Source organism: Xanthomonas hortorum (assembly GCF_040279205.1).
Lineage (GTDB): Bacteria > Pseudomonadota > Gammaproteobacteria > Xanthomonadales > Xanthomonadaceae > Xanthomonas > Xanthomonas hortorum_F.
This window is the reverse complement of sequence record NZ_JBEOLS010000002.1, coordinates 56,428-74,844: the sequence shown is the minus strand read 5'-3', so window position 1 is coordinate 74,844 and position 18,417 is coordinate 56,428. Positions and strand designations below refer to the sequence as shown.

The window sequence follows — 18,417 nt, the reverse complement described above, 5'->3', positions numbered from 1 at the left end:
AGGTATCGCAACCGCACAGATGGCGGCAACCCGACCTTCCGCCAACAGCAACCCGCCGGAAGCAGCGGGCACCGCGAGCAGCGCGGAAAACGACTACATCAAGCGCGAAGTGATGATCCCGATGCGCGATGGGGTCAAGCTGCACACCATCATCGTGCTTCCCAAGGGCGCGCATCACGCACCGATGCTGCTCACGCGTACGCCGTTCGGTGCCAACCGACGCACCCAGCGCGCAATCTCACCGCACATGAAGGATATGCTCGTCCAAGGCGACGACGTGTTCGTGGAAGGCGGCTACATCCGCGTGATGCAGGACATCCGCGGCAAAGGCGGTTCGGAAGGCGACTACGTGATGAACCGGCCGTTGCGCGGCCCGCTCAATCCCAGCGAGGTCGACCACTCCACCGATGCCTGGGACACCATCGACTGGCTGGTGAAGAACGTCAAAGAGTCCAATGGCAAGGTCGGCATGATCGGCTCATCCTACGAAGGCTTTACCGTGACGATGGCGCTGATCGATCCGCACCCGGCGCTCAAGGTCGCAGCGCCGGAAAGCCCGATGATCGACACCTGGATGGGTGATGACTGGTTCAACTACGGCGCGTTTCGCCAGGTGATGTTCGGCTTTATGGGCTTCATCTTTGCGCCACCCGGCAGCAACGCCGGGCCAGGTAACGCGCCGCCTCCCGCCGCCGGCGCTCCTGATGACTACAGCACTTACCTGGCCGCCGGCTCGGCCAACGACTACGCCAAGAGCGCAGGGCTGGATAAGTACCCGCTGTGGGGCAAGATCACCGAACACCCGGCCTACGACAGCTTCTGGCAGGGGCAAGCGCTGGACAAGGTCATGGCGCGTACTCCGTTGAAAGTGCCGACCATGTGGGTGCAAGGCCTGTGGGACCAGGAAGACATGTGGGGCGCGATCCACAGTTATGCAGCGATGGAGCCGCGCGACAGAAGCAATACGCTCAATTATCTGGTGATGGGCCCATGGCGCCATAGCCAGGCCAATTACGACGGCAGCGCACTCGGTGAACTTCGTTTCAATGGCGACACTGCCAGGCAGTTCCGTGCCGATGTCTTGCGCCCGTTCTTCGACCAATACCTGGTCGACGGCGCGCCCAAGGCGGAGACGCCACCGGTGTTCATTTACAACACCGGCGAAAATCACTGGGACCGGCTGCAGAAATGGCCGCGCAGTTGTGAAAAAGGCTGCGCATCGACCAGCAAGCCGCTGTACCTGCAGGCGGGCGGCAAGTTGTCGCTCCAGAAACCGTCGGCCGGGCAGCCGGGCTTCGAAGAATATGTCTCCGACCCCGCCATGCCGGTGCCGTTTGCACCGCGCCCTTTCCACTTTGACGATCGCGACCAGTGGGGCACCTGGCTGGTACAGGACCAACGTTTCATGAAGGGCCGCCCGGATGTGCTGACCTTCATCACCGAGCCACTCAGCCAACCCTTGCGGATCGCAGGTGCGCCCATGGTCCACCTCACTGCCTCCACCAGCGGCAGCGATAGCGACTGGGTCGTCAAGCTGATCGATGTCTACCCGGACCAGGTGACAGCGAACCCGAAGATGGGTGGCTACGAACTGCCAGTCTCACTGGCGATCTTCCGTGGCCGTTACCGCGAGAGTTTCAGCACGCCCAAGCCGCTGGCGCCCAACCAGCCGCTGACCTATCAGTTCGGCCTGCCCACCGCTAATCACACCTTTCAGCCCGGACACCGGGTGATGGTGCAGGTGCAGTCCAGCCTGTTTCCGCTCTATGACCGCAACCCGCAGACCTTTGTCCCGAATATCTTCTTCGCCAGGCCAGAGGATTACCGCAAAGCGACGCAGCGCATCTACGTGGCACCTGGCAACGCAAGCTACATTGACCTGCCAGTGCGCTAACGGTGCAGCGCGTGCGCTCACGGCGTCGCGCTTGCGTGCATTGCGGCCAGGAATGGAAGCAGCAGCACGCTTGGGCACAGGCACTGGTAGACGCGCCACTGCTGGCGGGCGCAGCTCATCTAAATGCAGGAAAGCCGCGTGCCCTGCAGTCAGCAGTGCCGACGATAAGCATACAGAACCCCGCGTGGTCGCACACATACACCCGACCACGCGGTAGATTGGACCGTGATACTGCAACATCGCGCGGCGGCGCAGTGATCTGTCGCTCTCTGGCAGCGCGAAACACGTCGAAGCCAGACACGACTTAGCCGACTCATCGCACCGGCAGACTGATGTAACTGGGCTGCTCCGGTGTCACGTAAACCCGCTGCGTGGCTTTCCGGTAATCGCCCGGCTTGGCGAAGAAGATATTCGGCACATAGGTCTGCGGGTTGCGGTCGTACAGCGGAAACAGGCTGGACTGCACCTGCACCATCACCCGGTGCCCGGGCTGGAAGGTGTGATTGGCCGTCGGCAGGCCGAACTGGAACGCCAGCGGCTGGTTGGCTGCCAGCGGCTTGGGCGTGCTGAAACTCTCGCGGTAGCGGCCACGGAAGATCGCCAGCGACACCGGCAGCTCGTAACCGCCCATCTTGGGGTTGGAGGCCATCTCATCCGGATACACGTCGATCAGCTTCACCACCCAATCGCTGTCGCTGCCGCTGGTGGAGGCCTGCAGATGCACTTCCGGTGCGCCGGCGATCTGCAAGGGCTCGGTCAGCGGCTCGGTGACGAAGGTCAGCACGTCCGGGCGGCCATCGACGAAGCGCTGATCCTGCACCAGCCAGGTGGTCCACATGCTGCGATCGGCAAAATCCACCGGCCGCGGCACGAACGGCACCGGCTTGGCCGGGTCGGAGACGTATTCCTCAAAGCCCACCTGCCCCGCCGCCGGCTGCTGGAACGATAGCTTGCCGCCGGCCTGCAGATACAGCGGCTTGCTGGTCGAGGCACAGCCCTTGGCGCAACTGCGCGGCCAGGCCTGCAGACGGTCCCAATGGTTTTCGCCGGTGTTGTAGATAAACACCGGCGGTGTGCTCGCCTTGGGCGCGCCATCGACCAGGTATTGATCGAAGAACGGGCGCAGCACATCGCGACGGAACTGGCGCGCGGTATCGCCGTCGAAATTCAGTGCGCCCAGTGAACTGGCATCGCTATTGACCTGGCTGTGCCGCCACGGCCCCATCACCAGATAGTTGAGCGTATTGCGCTTGTCGCGCGCCTCCATCGCCGCATAGCTATGGATGGCGCCCCACATGTCCTCCTGGTCCCACAGGCCCTGCAGCCACATGGTCGGCACTTTCAACGGCGTGCGTGCCATCACCTTGTCCAGCGCCTGCTCCTGCCAGAAGTTGTCGTAAGCCGCGTGTTCGGTGAGCTTGTGCCACCACGGCAGCTGCTCCAGGCCGGCGGCCTTGGCGAAGTCGCCGGCCGAGCCCGCCTGCAGGAAATTGCTGTAATCGTCGTGCCCCTGACGCGGGATGCCGGTGCCCTTGCCGCGCTTGCTGAGCTGGCCGGTGAAGTAATCGAAATTGACCTGGCGGAACGCACCGTAATTGAACCAGTCGTCGCCCATCCAGCCATCGATCATCGGGCTCTCCGGCGCGGCCACCTTCAATGCCGGATGCGGATTGGTCAGCGCCATCACCACGGTGAAACCTTCGTAGGACGAGCCGATCATGCCGACCTTGCCGTTGGACTCCTTGAGGTTTTTCACCAGCCAATCGATGGTGTCCCAGGCATCGGTGGCATGGTCGACCTCGCTGGGATTGAGCGCGCCACGCAGCGGCCGGGTCATCACGTACTCGCCTTCCGAGCCGTACTTGCCGCGCACATCCTGGAACACGCGGATATAGCCGCCTTCCACGAACACGTCATCGCCCGCAGACAACAGGTCCTTCATATGCGGCGAGGCCAGACGCTCGGTGCGGCCGCTGGCGTCGTACGGCGTGCGCGTGAGCACGATCGGCGCGTTGCGCGCGCCCTTGGGCAGCACGATCACCGTATGCAGCTTGACCCCGTCGCGCATCGGGATCATCACCTCGCGTTTGACGTAGTCGTTGGCGGCGTCGCCTGCCACGAACGGCTTGCCGGTGATATCCGGCGTCATCGGCGAGGTTTGCGCCAGTGCGCTACCGGTGGCGGCAGCAATGGCGGTGGCGAGCAGGCAGGCGGCAAAACGGCGCATCGACGACTCCGAAAGTGCGGGGGCAGTCGTCGACTGTAGGCAGACGGCGGCCTGCCGGGGGAGTGTCAAAGGTCGTGGTTGCGGGGTTACCTGGTAAAGATGGCGACAAGATTGCGCGCGATCAGGCGCGCGGTGCGCGGTTCGGCTTTCGGCAGCAACTGACTTGCGTTTCGTTGCGCCGTTGCCAATCAGTGGCGCACCTGCCCCTCTCCACGCACAACAAAGCGCTCCACCGTGAGCGCTTCCAGGCCCATCGGGCCATAGGAATGCAGACGCGTAGTGGAGATGCCGATTTCGGCGCCTAGCCCAAGCTCGCCGCCGTCGGAAAACCGCGAGGACGCGTTGACCATCACCACGGCCGAGCGCAGCGATTGCACGAAGTGTTCGGCATTGGCTGCGTCCTGCGTGGCGATCACTTCGGTGTGGTCCGAGCCGTACTGGCGAATATGCGCCAGCGCGGTGTCCAGATCCGGCACCACGCGGATCGCCAGGATCAGATCGAGAAATTCGGCGGCGTAGTCGTCATCGCTGGCAGGCGCGACATCGGGCAGCAGCGCACGCGTTGCTGCATCGCCACGCAACTCCACATGGCGTTCGCGCAACGCTTGCGCGGCGGCCGGCAGAAAGCGCTCGGCGATGTCTGCATGCACCAGCAAGGTCTCCAGCGAATTGCAGGCCGACGGTCGGCTGGCCTTGCCATCGACCAACAGACGTACGGCCAGGTCCACGTCGGCCGAGGCATCCACGAACAGATGGCACACGCCCTTGTAATGCTTGATCACCGGCACGCGCGCGTGTTCGGCAACAAAACGGATCAGGCCCTCGCCGCCGCGCGGAATCGCCAGGTCGACGATATCGCTGAGCTGCAGCAGCTCCAGCATGGTCTCGCGGCGCAGGTCCTCGACCAGCGTCAACGCGGCCTCCGGCACATTGGCCTGACGCAAGGCGCGCTGCAGTGCCCGCGCAATCGCGGTGTTGGAGTGAATCGCCTCCGAGCCGCCACGCAGAATCACCCCGTTGCCAGCCTTGATGCACAGCGCCGCGGCGTCGGCGGTCACGTTCGGGCGCGCCTCGTAGATCATCGCGATCACCCCCAGCGGCACGCGCACCTTCTGCACGACGATGCCATTGGGGCGCACGTCTTCGCGCGTGATCTGCCCGACCGGATCCGGCAACTGCGCAACCTCGCGCAATGCGGCGGCAATCCCGTCCAGGCGCTTTGTGTCCAGCGCCAGACGATCGAGCATCGCAGTGCCCACGCCCTTCTCGCGCGCCGCCTCCAGATCGCGCGCATTCGCCGCCAGGATCACCGCCCCATCGTGTTCCAGCGCAGCGGCCATCGCCTCCAGCAAGGCCTGTTTGGCAGACGACGACAGTTGCGACAGCACGTGCGCGGCATCACGGCATTGCAGGGCGAGGGTTTTGATGGTCATTTGGGGGCCGGGATTGGGGAGTCGGGATTGGGGATTGGCAAAAGCAGGCGACACCGTTTTATCACCACAAGGGAATCAGTCGTTGGGATACAGAGGCAACGTTTGGGAAACGCAGTACAGATGTTTTTGCGAATCTCCAATCCCGACTCCCCAATCCCCGCTACAACAGCACCAGATCATCGCGATGCACCACATTCTCGCCATAGCTGTAACCGAGCACGGTTTCGATCTCGCGCGAATGACGGCCCGCGATGCGGCGGATATCCACTGCCGAATACTGGCTGACGCCGCGTGCCAGGCAGCGTTCGCCATCGGCGTCGCGCAGGCGGATCTCCACCATGTCGCCGCGCCGGAAATCGCCTTGCGCGTTGGCCACACCGCCCGGTAGCAGCGATGCGCCCTTGCCAGCCAGCGCCGCCGCGGCACCGGCATCGATCAGGATCGCGCCCGGTTCCACCGGTGCGTGGCGCAGCCAGTATTTGCGGGCGGCGATGCGCGTGCGTGCAGGGTGGATGCGCGTGCCGCGCAGGCGATCTTGCGCAAGCCCGCGCACCACCTCGCTGCTGCGGCCGTTGAACAGATAGGTTTCGATGCCGGCAGCACCGGCTTTTGCGGCGGCTTCCAGCTTGGTGCGCATGCCGCCGGTGCCCACACTGCTGCCGCTGCCGCCGGCCATCGCCAGCACCTCGGCGGTGAGTTCGGACACCTCATCGAGAGGACGCGCCAACGGATTGCTGCGCGGGTCGGCGCTGTACAAGCCATCGATATCGGTGGCGATGAACAACGCATCGGCATCGACCAGTGCGGCGACGATCGCGGCGAGATTGTCGTTATCGCCCAGCTTGAGCTCGTCCACCGAGACGGTGTCGTTCTCGTTGATCACCGGCAACGCACCCAGCCGCAACAACTCGCCCAGGGTGGCGCGCGCATTGAGATACCGGCGGCGGTTGCGCAGGTCATCGTGGGTGAGCAGCACCTGCGCCACCGGACGTTCGAAAAAGCGCTGCCACAGCGCGATCAATTGCGCTTGCCCCAATGCGGCCAGCGCCTGGCGCGCGGCGATCGGTGCACCGGCTTCGGCGGCTTTCGGCAGAATCGCGCGGCCTGCCGCCACCGCACCGGAAGAGACGATCACCAGCTCGCGTCCTGCGGCCAGATTGGCCGAGACGAACTGCGCCAGGCCCAACGCAAACCGCGGCGACAGGCCGCCACCATCGGCGGCCAACAGGCTGCTGCCGACCTTGAGCACCGCGCGCCGCCATGGCGGCAACGGCTGCTCGGTAAATAATGAAGGCATGTCGGCAGGGGTTGTCATGGCAGCCAGACGCTCAGTGCGTGTTCCACTCATACACGGTCAACGTCGAGGCATCGCGCAGCACCAAGGGATCGCGCGCAACGATCTGCTGCGCCTCCTCCAGACTGCTTACGTTGACCAACACATACGCACCGCCAGTGCGATCGCTGAAACCACCGGTCATTTCGAGCTGCCCGGCCGCGCGCAATGCAGCGAGAAAATCCAGATGCGGCTGCACTACATCGGCGGGAAAAGCCTGCTTGCGCATCGCCAGCACCAGATAGCGCGTGGTCATCAGCTGACGTCCTTCGCACGTGCTGTCGTGGGTGCACGATCGTCGCGACCATGCGGTGCGGAGATCACCAGAAAGCGCGCCTCGACATCGGACAGATTGTGCATCTGGTGCGTGGTGCCAGGCGGCACGTCCAGGCCCTGCCCAACCCCGAGCACGTGCTGCGCGCCATCCAGTTGCAGCATCACTTCGCCGGCCAGCACATAGAAAAAATGCCGTGCGCGACTATGTCGATGACGCGACTCCGCAACGCCTGGCGGCATGCGTTCTTCGAGCACGCTCAAGCTGGGGTCGCGCAACAGGTGCCAGCCTTCGCAGGCTTCGCCCCAGGGATAGTGTTCTGCGGTCTCGGTGCTGATCACGGCCATCAGCGCAGGGCCTCCCAACGGGCACGCAAGAGATCCAGCTGCAGATCCGCGGCGGCGCCTGGCGAGACGCGTGCGGCCAGGCTGCCTTCCGGCGTGCGCCCCTGCCCTGCAGTGTCGGACGATTCCGCTGCGGCCTTGTAGGCCTCGCGGAACGGCACACCGGCCACGGCCGCTTCCACCGCCACATCGGTGGCGTACATGCCCGAATCGATCGCCGCACGCAGCTTGTCCGGGCGCCATTCCAGATTGGCCAGCAACGCCGGCAGCAGTTCAAGCGCGGCCAGGCCGCGCCCGAAGCCGTGCACGATCGCGCCCTTGCTGCTCTGCAGATCGCGGTGATAACCCGAAGGCAGCGACAACAACTGTTCGATTTCGGTCCGCGCTGCCGCAATGCTGGCATGGGTGGCACGCATCAGTTCGATGACGTCGGGGTTGCGCTTGTTCGGCATGATCGAACTGCCGGTAGTGTATTGCGCCGGCAACGCGACGAAGGCGAATTCGCCGCTGGTGAACAACGACAGATCCCAGGCAATGCGACGCAGATCCAGGGTGGCGCTGCCCAACGCTTCGAGCGCAGCCAGTTCGTACTTGCCGCGCGAGAGCTGTGCGTAGATCGGCGAGACCTGCAGGCGCGCAAAGCCGAGCTCGGCAGTGGTATGCGCACGGTCCAGCGGCAGATTGACGCCGTAACCGGCCGCAGTGCCGAGCGGATTGCTGTCCACCAACCGCAAGGTGTCGGTTGCGCGCAGTGCATTGTCGATAAAGGCTTCTGCCCAGCCCGCCCACCACATGCCGGCCGACGACACCACCGCACGCTGGATATGCGTGTAGCCGGGCACCGGCAGGTCGGCCTCGGCCTGCGCGCGGTCCAGCGCCACTTTGGCGATCTCCGCGCTGAGCTCGGCCACACGTTGCAGCTTGTCCTTCAACCATAGCCGCGTGGCGACCAGAATCTGGTCGTTGCGGCTGCGTCCGGTGTGGATCTTGCGGCCGGCATCGCCCAGGCGCTCGGTCAGGCGCGCCTCGATCGCCGAATGGCAATCTTCGTATTGCGCATCGAGCACGAACGCGCCGCTGCGAAAATCATCGGCCAGCTGATCCAGTTGCTCGCTCAGCCCGCCCAGTTCCTGCAGCGACAGGATCCCGATGTGCTGCAGCCCCTGCGCATGCGCCTTGCTGGCAGCGATGTCGTGCAGGAAGAACTCGCGGTCCAGGATGACGTCGTCGCCGGCCAGGAAGCGCTGGATCTTGGCGTCCACTGCCACACCGGGTTTTTGCCACAACAGATTGGTCATCGGAAAGCGTCTCGAAATAAGTCGTCCAGTTGAATCCCCGCACATGGATGTGTGGGCTTCTGCGAGGGACTCGCATCTTTGAATCCTCGCACATGGATGTGCGGGCTCTTGCGAGGGACTCGCATCAACGAATCGCAGTCAATTCGTCCCAGCCAAATGCCAGGTTGAGATTCTGCATCGCCTGCGTCGCCGCGCCCTTGAGCAGGTTGTCCAGTGTTGCCACCACCACCACGCGCTTGTTGCCCGGCGCCAATGTCACGCCACCGACCTGCACGCCATGCTTGCCGGCGATGCGGCTGACCCACGGCGCCTCATCGACAATCTCGATCAGCGGCTCGTCGGCATAACGCTGCGCGTAGCGCGCCTGGATCTGCTCGCGTGTGAGCGGTTGCTGCAGCCACAGGTTGACGGTCATGGTGAGGCCACGGAAATGCGGCGCCACATGCGGCATGAACTCCACCGGCACGCCGAGCTGCGCAGAGACTTCGCGCTCGTGCATGTGGTTGGTCAGCGCATACGGCATCAGGTTATCGGCCAGCAACTCGGGGTTGTTCTTGTCCGAGGGCGTGGTGCCCGCGCCGGAATACCCAGAGACGCCAAAGCATTGTGGGGGGCCTGCCAGCTGATCGAGCAATGGTGCGATCGTCAGCTGCATCGCGGTGGCATAGCAGCCCGGGTTGCTGATGCGCTTCTGCCCGGCGTACTTTCCGCGCGTCAACTCCGGCAGCCCGTAATACCAGGCCGGATCGAAGCGGTAATCGGCCGACAGGTCGATCAACAGCGTCTGTGGCCGGGCGGCGTCGATCGCAGCGACAAACGGCTCTGCCTTGCCGTTGGGCAGCGCCAGGATCACCACATCGGCGGCCTTGGCGGCCACCGCATCGGCATCCAGGCTCTCGTAACGCAACTCACCTTGATACGCATCGTTGTAGTCGGCCACAGGCTGCCCGGCCAGCTCGCGTGAGGACACGAACACCAGCCGCAGGTGCGGATGCGCCACCACCAGCTTGATCAATTCCGAACCGGTATGCCCGCGGGCGCCGATGATGCCGATCGTTGTTTGAACAGTCATGCGTTTGCTTCCAGGCGGAACTGCAGGTGGCGTTTGACCCCGGCCCATTCCGTATCGATGATGGAGAACACCACGGTATCGCGCGGTGTGCCGTCGGGGTGGCGGGTGTGATTGCGCAGCACGCCATCCTGCTTGGCCCCGAGCCGCGCGATTGCCGCGCGCGAGGTGTGATTGAACCAACTGGTTTCGAAGACCACGCTCAAACAGCCCAGCGTTTCGAAGGCATGCTGCAACAGCAGCAGCTTGGTGTCGGTATTGACGCCGCTGCGCTGCACGCGCGGCGCGTACCAGGTGTAGCCGATCGACAGCCTGGGCACGGTCGCATCCAGCCCGTAATAGCGCGTGCAGCCGACGATCTCACCGGCCGCATCGCGCACCACGTAAGGCAGCACCAGCCCGTCGACTTGCGCAGCCAACGCCGCGCCCACGTAGTCGTCCACCTGCGTCGGTGCCGGCACGCCGGTGTACCACAGCCGCGACAAGCCACCGTCGCCCAGCGCATTACGCAGACCGTCGGCATGCGCAGCTTGCAGCGGTTCCAGCGTTGCGTGTTGCCCACGTAGCGTCGGCAAATCGCGCCAGCGTGGTGGCAAGGTGGTGGGCGCCATCGTGCTCAGCCCAGCAGCGTCGGCTGACGCGTCGCGCAATGCGCCACGCAGTGCTGGATCTGCTCGAAGTTCTCCAGCCCGTACCAGAACACCTTCCACTTTTCCTGCTTGATGCAGCCGTCGGACTCGGCGTAATAGAAAATGTTGACCTGGTTGTTATGACGCGAGCGCCAGAACAGCTGCGGGGTTTCTTCGCGCATCACATTCCACACCGCGCGGCCCAGGCCTTCGCCCTGCGCATCGTCGAGCACGGCAAACTTGTCCAGATAAATCAGCGCGCTTGCACCCAGCATGCCCTCGTCGGTGAGGATCACCGCGGCGCGGTAGTTCTCGCTGACATAGGCGCGCAGCAACTTGGTGTTGCTGAAGTAATCGGGAACCAGGGTGCGGCCGAAACTGGATTCGATCAGCGAGGTCAGGCGCGGCAGATCCAGTTCGTCCCACGAGGTCGCACGCAGCACGCGCTCGCCACGCCGCACCAACGTACCCGAGCCCTTGTGCGTGAACAGCTCCTTGGCCAGATCCGCCGGCCGGGTGATCGATACCGACGATTCCAGCGGCAGGCGATCGAGCAGATCCTTGATCTGCTCGATCTTGACCCGCATGCCGCCATTGATCCACGGCTGCTGCATCAGGTGATCGAACTCGGTGGACAGGTTGATCGAATCGATCACCTTGCCGTCGGGATCCAGCAAGCCACCGGTGCCGGTGAGGAAGATGATCTTGTACGGCTGCAGTTCCTGCACCAGTTCGTTGGCGGCAAAATCGGCGTTGACGTTGAGGATCTGCCCGCTTGGCGTCTCGCCCAGGCTTGTGATCACCGGGATCGAGCCGGCCTGCAGGCTCGCTTCGATCGGCGCCAGATTTACCGCCTTGACCTCACCGACCAGGCCATAGGTGTCGCGGTCCAGATACTCGGCTTCGAACACGCCGCCGGTGATCGAGGTCGCACGCGCACCGTTCTGCTGCAGCGCTTCGACCAGCTTGAGGTTGGAGGCCTGGAACACCTTGCGCACGATCGCCAGGGCTTCCGGCGAGGTCACCCGCAGTCCGTTGACGGTGCGCTTCTCGATGCCGGCTGCAGAGAGTTCGGCATCCAGCTGCGGGCCGGCACCATGCAGCACGATCGGGGTCAGCCCCACCTCCTGCAGGAACGACAGCGACGAGGTCAGCGCGTCCAGGTCGTCGCGCAGCACCGCGCCGCCCACCTTGACCACCGCAAAGCGTTTGGCATCCAGCTGCGAAAAACGCTTGAGGTACTGGCTGATTTCCTTGGCGCTGGCCATGCTCGAAAGCAGGCGCACGATGGTCTGGCGGGTCTGTTTGTGGGGCTGTGCGGAGAGGGACATTGCCGTGATCGAAAAGAGGAATGGCCGCGCCAGGCGCGGAATGCGGCTTTGGTACGAGCCGTTAGTGGAAGCGGTCAGTGCGCGCCGTTGATGATGCGGTGGACCGACTCGGCGTAACGCTGCAACTGCGCAAGCGTCACGAATTCGTCGGCGGTGTGTGCCTGTGCGATATCGCCGGGGCCATACACCAAAGCGGTGTAACCACCAGCCGAAAACAGCGAGGCCTCGGTCCAGAAGTCCACCGCGTTGCCGATCGGCAAGTCCAGCGCATCGGCTACATCGCGCGCGGCCAGGCGGCGTTCTTCTGCACGCGCGATATCGCCGGACGGCAGGCTCGGCCCGCGAAAGGTTTCTTCGACCTGCGCTGCAGCCGGCTCGGCAAATCCGGCGAAGGTGGCCAGCAATCCATCCACGTCCATCGACGGCAGCGGACGAAAGCCGAACCGCACTTCGGCTGCCGGCGCGATCATGTTGGCCTTGATGCCGCCATCGACGCGACCGATGTTGAAGCGCAAGCCGGTCAAGCCACCGAAACGCGCATGCGCCAGCGACTCGACATGATCCAGCGCCCTGCCGCCCCAGCGCATCGCCTGATGCAAGGCACTTGCCGACGGATCCTGCTTGCCCGACGCATGCCCGGCACGCCCGGCAAAACGCATCAGTACCGAGCTGATCCCGCGATGCGCCAGCACCGCCTCGCTCATGGTCGGCTCGGCCACCAGCACCGCTTCATACGGCAATCCACGCGCCAGAAACGCGGCGATGCAGCGCGGGTCGTTGGCTTCTTCGTCGGAGGAAAACAGAAACGCCGCATCACCCTGCCCGGCATTGGCCGCCGCCACCAGCGCCGCCGCCGCACCTTTGATATCGCAGACACCCAGCCCGATCACACGGTCGTCGGTACGCCGCATCACGTGCGGATCGGCACTCCAGTGCGGCGAATCCGGCACCGTGTCCAGATGCACGTTGAACAGGTAGTTGGGCTTTCCACGCACCGCATACAGGCTCACCGCGCCGGCACCGTGGTCGATCACCTCGACCTGGAAACCGGGCAGCTGCGCACGCAAGTAATCGAAGATGCCGCCCTCGGCAGCGATCGCACGCGGCGGATTGCGGGTGTCGAAGGACACCAGCGTTTCCAGGTGTTTGAGGGTGGATGCGAGTAGATCGGTCATGTTGGTTCGATCAAAGGTCCGAAGCAGCGGCTAAGCGGAAGTAAGGAAGGTACGCAAACAGCTCATGAATCTCATCGAAGCCACCCTTCTCCCACCGGGAGAAGGTGCCCCAAAGGGGCGGATGAGGGTGCGGGCGAAGCTCTCGCACTGTTCAATTGCACCAGGCTTCGCTCCGTACCCTCACCCCAACCCCTCTCCCGACGGGAGAGGGGCCTTGCAACTGCCCCGAAACCTCAGCGATTCACCTGCGCATACAACGTCGAACTCATCCCGAACAGCTTGATGAACCCCTCGGCTTCTTCCACGCCCCAGTCGGCCGACTGCGCATAGGTCGCGCCCTTGGTGTTGAGCAGGTGCGGCGAACGCACCGCCACCGCATCGACGCGACCACCGCGGGTTTCCAGCGTGACTTCACCATTGACCTTGGACTGCGAGGACTGCAAGAACGCCTCGATGTCGGTCTTGAGCGGGTCGTGATAGAAGCCCTCGTACACCAGCTCCACCCACTTGCGCGCCACGTCCGGCTTGAAGCGGTTCTGCTGCTTGGTCAGCACCGCATCTTCCAGCGCACGGTGCGCGGTGAGCAGGGAGATCAGGCCCGGCGCCTCGAACACGATGCGGCCCTTCAGGCCGATCACGGTGTCGCCGGTGTACACGCCGCGGCCCACCCCGTACTGGGCAAACAAGGTATTGAGCTTGGCCAGGATCTTGGCGCCCGGCAGCGGCTTGCCGTCCAGCTCCACCGCCTCGCCTTCGACGAACTTCAAGGTCACCGTCAACGCTTCGGTCGGCCACGCACTGCGCGGTGCGCACCAGCCACGCGCACCTTCGCCCGGCGCTTCCCACCGGTCGATTTCGCCGCCGGACATGGTCAGGCCCAGCAGGTTCTCGTTGATGGTGTAGGCCTGCTGCTTGGCGCGCACGCCGAAGCCGCGCGCTTCCAGATACTTCTGCTCGTAAGCGCGGGTCTGGGTGTGTTCCTTCTGGATCTCGCGGATCGGCGCGACGATCTGGTAATCGCCCAGCGCCTTCACCGCCAGGTCGAAACGCACCTGGTCGTTGCCCATGCCGGTGCAGCCGTGCGCAATGATGCGCGTGCCCAGCTCTTCGGCGCGCTTGAGCGCGGCATCGACGATCAGGTAACGGTCCGACACCAGCAACGGGTACTGGCCCTGGTAGCCCTCGCCCGCCCACACGAACGGCTTGACGAAGCCTTCCCAGATCGCCGGGCCACCATCGACGGTGACATGGCTGGCCGCGCCCAACTCGGCGGCGCGCTTCTCGATGAAGTCACGCTCCTCGGCATCCACACCGCCGGTGTCGGCAAACACGGTATGCACCGCATAACCACGCTCCTGCAGATACGGAATGCAGAAGCTGGTGTCGAGGCCACCGGAGAAAGCGAGAACGATATCTTTGCTGCTCATGACGAAGATCCTGGGGAAGGGAAAAGAAAACTCACTCGGCGACCACGATGCGCGGTTCGCAGCGCACCGGAAAGTTGACCGAACGGGCGATGAAACAGGCTGCGTGCGCGGCGTGATGCAGCGCCTCGGCGGTGGCCGGATCACCGGCGGAAATCGTGACGAGAGGATGCAGCACCACCTCGCTGAATTGACCGCCGCCAGCATCGGTCAGCATCGTGCCGGCTGCATCGTCGACGTAGCCGCGCACCACGACGCCGGCCTCGGCGGCCAGGTGCAGATACCACAGCATGTGGCAGGCCGACAGCGAGGCCACCAGCAGATCTTCGGGGTTGTGCCGCGCTGCGTCGCCACGGAACGCAGGGTCCGCCGAACCGGCCAGGGTCGGCTTGCCGGCGATGGCGACCTCGTGCTCGCGACCGTAGCTGCGGTAGTCGCGGGTACCTTCGCCGCGGTCGCCGGTCCAGATCACCTGCGCCGCGTAGCGATGGACATGCCCGCTCATGCCCGGCCCTGCCCTGCGAGCGCGGCCATGATCGCCTTCTGCACATGCAGGCGATTTTCGGCTTCATCGATGGCGATGCAGTTGGGCGAATCCATCACCGCGTCGGTGGCCTTGACGTTGCGACGCAGCGGCAGGCAGTGCGAGAACACGCCGTTGTTGGTCAGCGCCATCTTGCGTTCGTCGACGATGAAGTGCTGGTACTGGTCGCGGATCGGCTTTTCCGGTTCCCAGTTGCCGAAGAACGGCAGCGCACCCCAACTCTTGGCGTAGACGACATCGGCGCCGGCATAGGCGCTGTCGATGTCGTGGCTGACCTGCAACGAGCCGCCGCTTTCGGCCACGTTCTGCGCCGCCCAATCCATGTAGCGCGGATCCAGGATGTAGTCCGGCGTCGGGCACAACAAGGTCACGTCCATGCCCATGCGGGTGGCGATGGTCAGCGCCGAGTTGGCCACTGCGGTGTTCAACGGCTTGGGGTGATAGGTCCAGGTCAGCACGTACTTCTTGCCGCGCAGATCCTGCGTGCCGAAGTGTTCCTGCAACGCCATCGCATGCGCCAGCTCCTGGCACGGGTGGGTGATCGTCTCCATGTTGATCACCGGCACCGGCGAATACTTGGCGAAGCTCTTGAGCACCTGATCCTCGCGGTCCTTGGACCAGTCGACGAACTTGGGAAACGCACGCACGCCGATCAGGTCGACATATCGGCCCAGCACCCGCGCCACTTCGGCGATGTGCTCTTCGGTGTCGCCGTCCATGACTGTGCCCAGGTTGAACTCGATCGGCCAGGCATCCTTGCCCGGCTGCAGCACCACCGCATGCCCGCCCAGCTGGAACGCGCCCAGCTCAAAGCTGGTACGGGTGCGCATGGACGGGTTGAAGAACACCAGCGCGATCGATTTGCCCTTCAGCTCGCTTCCCAGCTTGTTGCGTTTGAACAACGCGGCCTGGGTCAACAGCGCATCCAGTTCGGCGCGGCTCCAGTCCTGGGTGTTCAAGAAGTGCTTCAGTGACATCGATCGATCCTTGTGCTGCGTGCTTCTGCTGCGTGGTCCGCCAGGAGCGACGGGGTGCGCGACATGCGCGTTTCTTGCGGTTGAAACTTTTATGACGCCTGAAACGAAAAAACCCAGCCTTGAGGCTGGGTTTTCAACAACGGACAGCAACACGCCCGGGTCACCCAGCGAAAATGTGGGATTCCGGTCGGCGGGCACGCGAGGTCATGCCGGAGGCCATCCGGGCGGCGCTGGTGTCGTGCTGAAAGGCGTTTGCGTGCATAGGGCGCGAATCCTCGCATGCATGCGCGCACTGCGCAACCGCTGCGCGCGTCATCGCGGCGGCGCGACGATGGCGTCGGGAATGTACGGGGTCACCGAGACCCGGATACGCAGCCGGTTGCCCGGATCTTCCGGCAGCCGCGAACGGTACTTGGTGCCCTTGTAGACGTAATCCACATCGAAGGCGATCGGCCGCCGGAACTCGCGCGGCACTTCCACCACCCGGCAATTGCGCCGCGTGCTGGTCGGCGGCACCGCCACCGGTGCAGACGGCAGCTCGGGCCGGCGCGAAAACATCTCCTTGACCGAATCGACCATCCGGTTGATCCGGCCCTCGTCATCTACCGCAGGCGCGGCGGCGACCGGCGCAATCTGCTCGGCCTCGCACTGTTCTTCGATGCGGGTGGCGCGCAAGGTCTGGTAGACCGGCTCCACGTTGAGCACCTGCGCGTAATCCAGCTTCACGTTCTCGATCACCACGACCCGGTTCTCGGGGTCGGGCTCTGCCGCATGCGCCGCCAGTGCCTGCCAGGCAAACACACACAGCAGCATGAAGAACAGGGAAGGTCGCATCAGTACCAGAGAAGGCGTCGCCAGGCAGTACGTAAGTGTATGGAGCTTGCGATCTCCGGGGCTGAACGCAACCCATCCGATTGCGAGTGCCGGCCATGACATGCCATCGCCTGGGGGTCTGGTTCGCCTAGCCGCCGCGACCGGCTAGAATCGTGCAGTTACCCTTTTCCAGATGCCGATGAGCCTGCGCCTGTACAACAACCTGACGCGGCGGGTCGAGCCGTTCGCGCCGCTCGATCCCACCAGCCCCACCCTGTATGTGTGCGGCCCCACCGTCTACAACTACGCGCATATCGGCAACGCCCGCGGCCCGGTGGTGTTCGATGTGCTGGCCGCACTGCTGCGGCGGCGCTATGGCGCGCTGCGCTACGCGCGCAACATCACCGACGTGGACGACAAGATCAACGCCGCCGCCCAGGCGCAGGGCGTGCCGATCTCGACCATCACCGATCGCTTCGCCGCGATCTACCGCCAGGACATGGCTGCGCTCGGCGTGGTCCCCCCGGACATCGAACCGGCAGCCACCGCGCATATCCCACAGATCGTGGCGATGATCGAGCAGCTGATCGCCAACGGGCATGCGTATGCCGCCGAAGGCCATGTGCTGTTCGCGGTGGCCAGCTTCGAACACTACGGCAAGCTCTCTCGCCGCGACCCGGACGAGATGCTGGCCGGTGCGCGCGTGGATGTGGCTCCCTACAAGCGCGACCCCGGCGACTTCGTGCTGTGGAAACCCTCCAGCGACGAGCTGCCCGGTTGGGAATCGCCCTGGGGCCGTGGCCGCCCCGGCTGGCATATCGAATGCTCGGCGATGGCCGCCGCGCATCTGGGCCCGACCATCGACATCCATGCCGGCGGCGTGGACCTGCAGTTCCCGCATCACGAGAACGAGATCGCGCAGAGCGAGTGCGCGCATGGCGGTGCGACCTTTGCGCGGTTCTGGCTGCACAACGGCATGCTCAATTTCAGCGGCGCCAAGATGAGCAAGTCGCTGGGCAACATCGAAACCGTGCACGACCTGATCGCCAGGCACCCGCCCGAAGCGCTGCGCTACGCCCTGCTGAGCGCGCATTACCGGCAGCCGCTGGACTGGTCCGATGGCCTGATCGAACAGGCCAAGAACACGCTGGACCGACTGTATGGCACGTTGCGCTACTTGGATTCCATCAATGTCGAGCCAGATATCAAACCGAGCATCCCGCAAAGTGTCGAAGATGCGTTGAATGATGATCTCAATACTCCACTCGCCTTAAGTGAGCTTGCTCGCATCGCCACAGAAGCTCGCAAGACGACGATCCTCGGAGGCGGCGGAACGCAAAGAAAGTCCGAGCTGCTCGGTGCCGGACTAGCGTTGGGACTGCTACAGCAAGACCCCGCCGCATGGTTCTCGCGCGGCACCGATGCAGGCGACGATGCGCGCATCACCACGCTGGTCGAAGAGCGCAATGCCGCAAAGAAAGCCAAGGATTTCGCCCGCGCCGACGCTATCCGCAAGCAACTGGCCGACGAAGGCATCTTGCTGGAAGACACCCCGCAGGGCGTACGCTGGAAGCACGCATGACCCCCCTTCTCCCTTCGGGAGAAGGTGGCGCGTAGCGCCGGATGAGGGTACGGGCGAAGCCACATGAGAA

The 18,417-nt window shown here is 64.3% G+C and carries 16 protein-coding genes; 2 read left to right on the top strand and 14 right to left on the bottom strand.

What is annotated here, in order from left to right:
• Positions 1–19: 19 nt before the first annotated feature.
• Positions 20–1,894, top strand: coding sequence for a CocE/NonD family hydrolase (locus tag ABS769_RS01255; RefSeq protein ID WP_430544144.1), 1,875 nt, complete (start codon positions 20–22; stop codon positions 1,892–1,894).
• A gap of 313 nt (positions 1,895–2,207) precedes the next feature.
• On the opposite strand, the gene ABS769_RS01250 is transcribed toward ABS769_RS01255, so the two are convergent.
• The 14 genes from ABS769_RS01250 to ABS769_RS01185 form a co-directional block, all read right to left on the bottom strand.
• On the bottom strand, positions 2,208–4,121 hold the full coding sequence (locus ABS769_RS01250) for a CocE/NonD family hydrolase (protein WP_317061008.1): 1,914 nt from the start codon (positions 4,119–4,121) through the stop codon (positions 2,208–2,210).
• Positions 4,122–4,309: 188 nt separating this feature from the next.
• Complete coding sequence (locus tag ABS769_RS01245; protein ID WP_317061009.1) at positions 4,310–5,554, bottom strand: glutamate-5-semialdehyde dehydrogenase; 1,245 nt, start codon at positions 5,552–5,554, stop codon at positions 4,310–4,312.
• 160 nt (positions 5,555–5,714) lie between these two features.
• On the bottom strand, positions 5,715–6,869 hold the full coding sequence (gene proB / locus ABS769_RS01240; RefSeq protein ID WP_317061010.1) for a glutamate 5-kinase: 1,155 nt from the start codon (positions 6,867–6,869) through the stop codon (positions 5,715–5,717).
• Between the two features lie 13 nt (positions 6,870–6,882).
• Positions 6,883–7,143 carry a YciI family protein gene (locus ABS769_RS01235; RefSeq protein WP_317061011.1) on the bottom strand — a complete coding sequence of 87 codons (261 nt, stop codon included), beginning with the start codon at positions 7,141–7,143 and terminating at the stop codon, positions 6,883–6,885.
• Positions 7,143–7,508 (bottom strand): cupin domain-containing protein, encoded by a 366-nt coding sequence (locus ABS769_RS01230; protein WP_167393494.1) that lies wholly within the window; start codon positions 7,506–7,508, stop codon positions 7,143–7,145. Before ABS769_RS01230 ends, ABS769_RS01235 begins: the two co-directional genes overlap by 1 nt.
• Positions 7,508–8,803, bottom strand: coding sequence for an argininosuccinate lyase (argH, locus tag ABS769_RS01225; protein ID WP_317061012.1), 1,296 nt, complete (start codon positions 8,801–8,803; stop codon positions 7,508–7,510). The genes ABS769_RS01230 and argH overlap by 1 nt, the downstream gene beginning before the upstream one ends.
• A 124-nt stretch (positions 8,804–8,927) precedes the next feature.
• The gene (gene argC / locus ABS769_RS01220) at positions 8,928–9,875 is read right to left on the bottom strand and encodes an N-acetyl-gamma-glutamyl-phosphate reductase (RefSeq protein ID WP_317061013.1); all 948 of its coding nucleotides are present in this window, start codon (positions 9,873–9,875) and stop codon (positions 8,928–8,930) included.
• Positions 9,872–10,483 (bottom strand): GNAT family N-acetyltransferase, encoded by a 612-nt coding sequence (locus ABS769_RS01215; RefSeq protein WP_317061014.1) that lies wholly within the window; start codon positions 10,481–10,483, stop codon positions 9,872–9,874. Before ABS769_RS01215 ends, argC begins: the two co-directional genes overlap by 4 nt.
• 5 nt (positions 10,484–10,488) lie before the next feature.
• Complete coding sequence (locus ABS769_RS01210; protein WP_006449422.1) at positions 10,489–11,832, bottom strand: acetylglutamate kinase; 1,344 nt, start codon at positions 11,830–11,832, stop codon at positions 10,489–10,491.
• Between the two features lie 74 nt (positions 11,833–11,906).
• Positions 11,907–13,007, bottom strand: coding sequence for an acetylornithine deacetylase (locus ABS769_RS01205; RefSeq protein ID WP_317061015.1), 1,101 nt, complete (start codon positions 13,005–13,007; stop codon positions 11,907–11,909).
• Between the two features lie 233 nt (positions 13,008–13,240).
• The gene (locus ABS769_RS01200) at positions 13,241–14,434 is read right to left on the bottom strand and encodes an argininosuccinate synthase (protein ID WP_317061016.1); all 1,194 of its coding nucleotides are present in this window, start codon (positions 14,432–14,434) and stop codon (positions 13,241–13,243) included.
• A 31-nt stretch (positions 14,435–14,465) separates the two neighbouring features.
• Complete coding sequence (locus tag ABS769_RS01195) at positions 14,466–14,936, bottom strand: OsmC family protein (RefSeq protein WP_317061017.1); 471 nt, start codon at positions 14,934–14,936, stop codon at positions 14,466–14,468.
• Positions 14,933–15,952 carry an N-acetylornithine carbamoyltransferase gene (locus ABS769_RS01190; RefSeq protein ID WP_317061018.1) on the bottom strand — a complete coding sequence of 340 codons (1,020 nt, stop codon included), beginning with the start codon at positions 15,950–15,952 and terminating at the stop codon, positions 14,933–14,935. Before ABS769_RS01190 ends, ABS769_RS01195 begins: the two co-directional genes overlap by 4 nt.
• Positions 15,953–16,264: 312 nt before the next feature.
• Positions 16,265–16,765 (bottom strand): hypothetical protein, encoded by a 501-nt coding sequence (locus ABS769_RS01185; RefSeq protein ID WP_317061034.1) that lies wholly within the window; start codon positions 16,763–16,765, stop codon positions 16,265–16,267.
• Between the two features lie 199 nt (positions 16,766–16,964).
• On the opposite strand from ABS769_RS01185, the gene cysS reads away from it, so the two are divergent.
• On the top strand, positions 16,965–18,347 hold the full coding sequence (gene cysS, locus ABS769_RS01180) for a cysteine--tRNA ligase (RefSeq protein ID WP_317061019.1): 1,383 nt from the start codon (positions 16,965–16,967) through the stop codon (positions 18,345–18,347).
• The last annotated feature ends 70 nt before the right edge of the window (positions 18,348–18,417 follow it).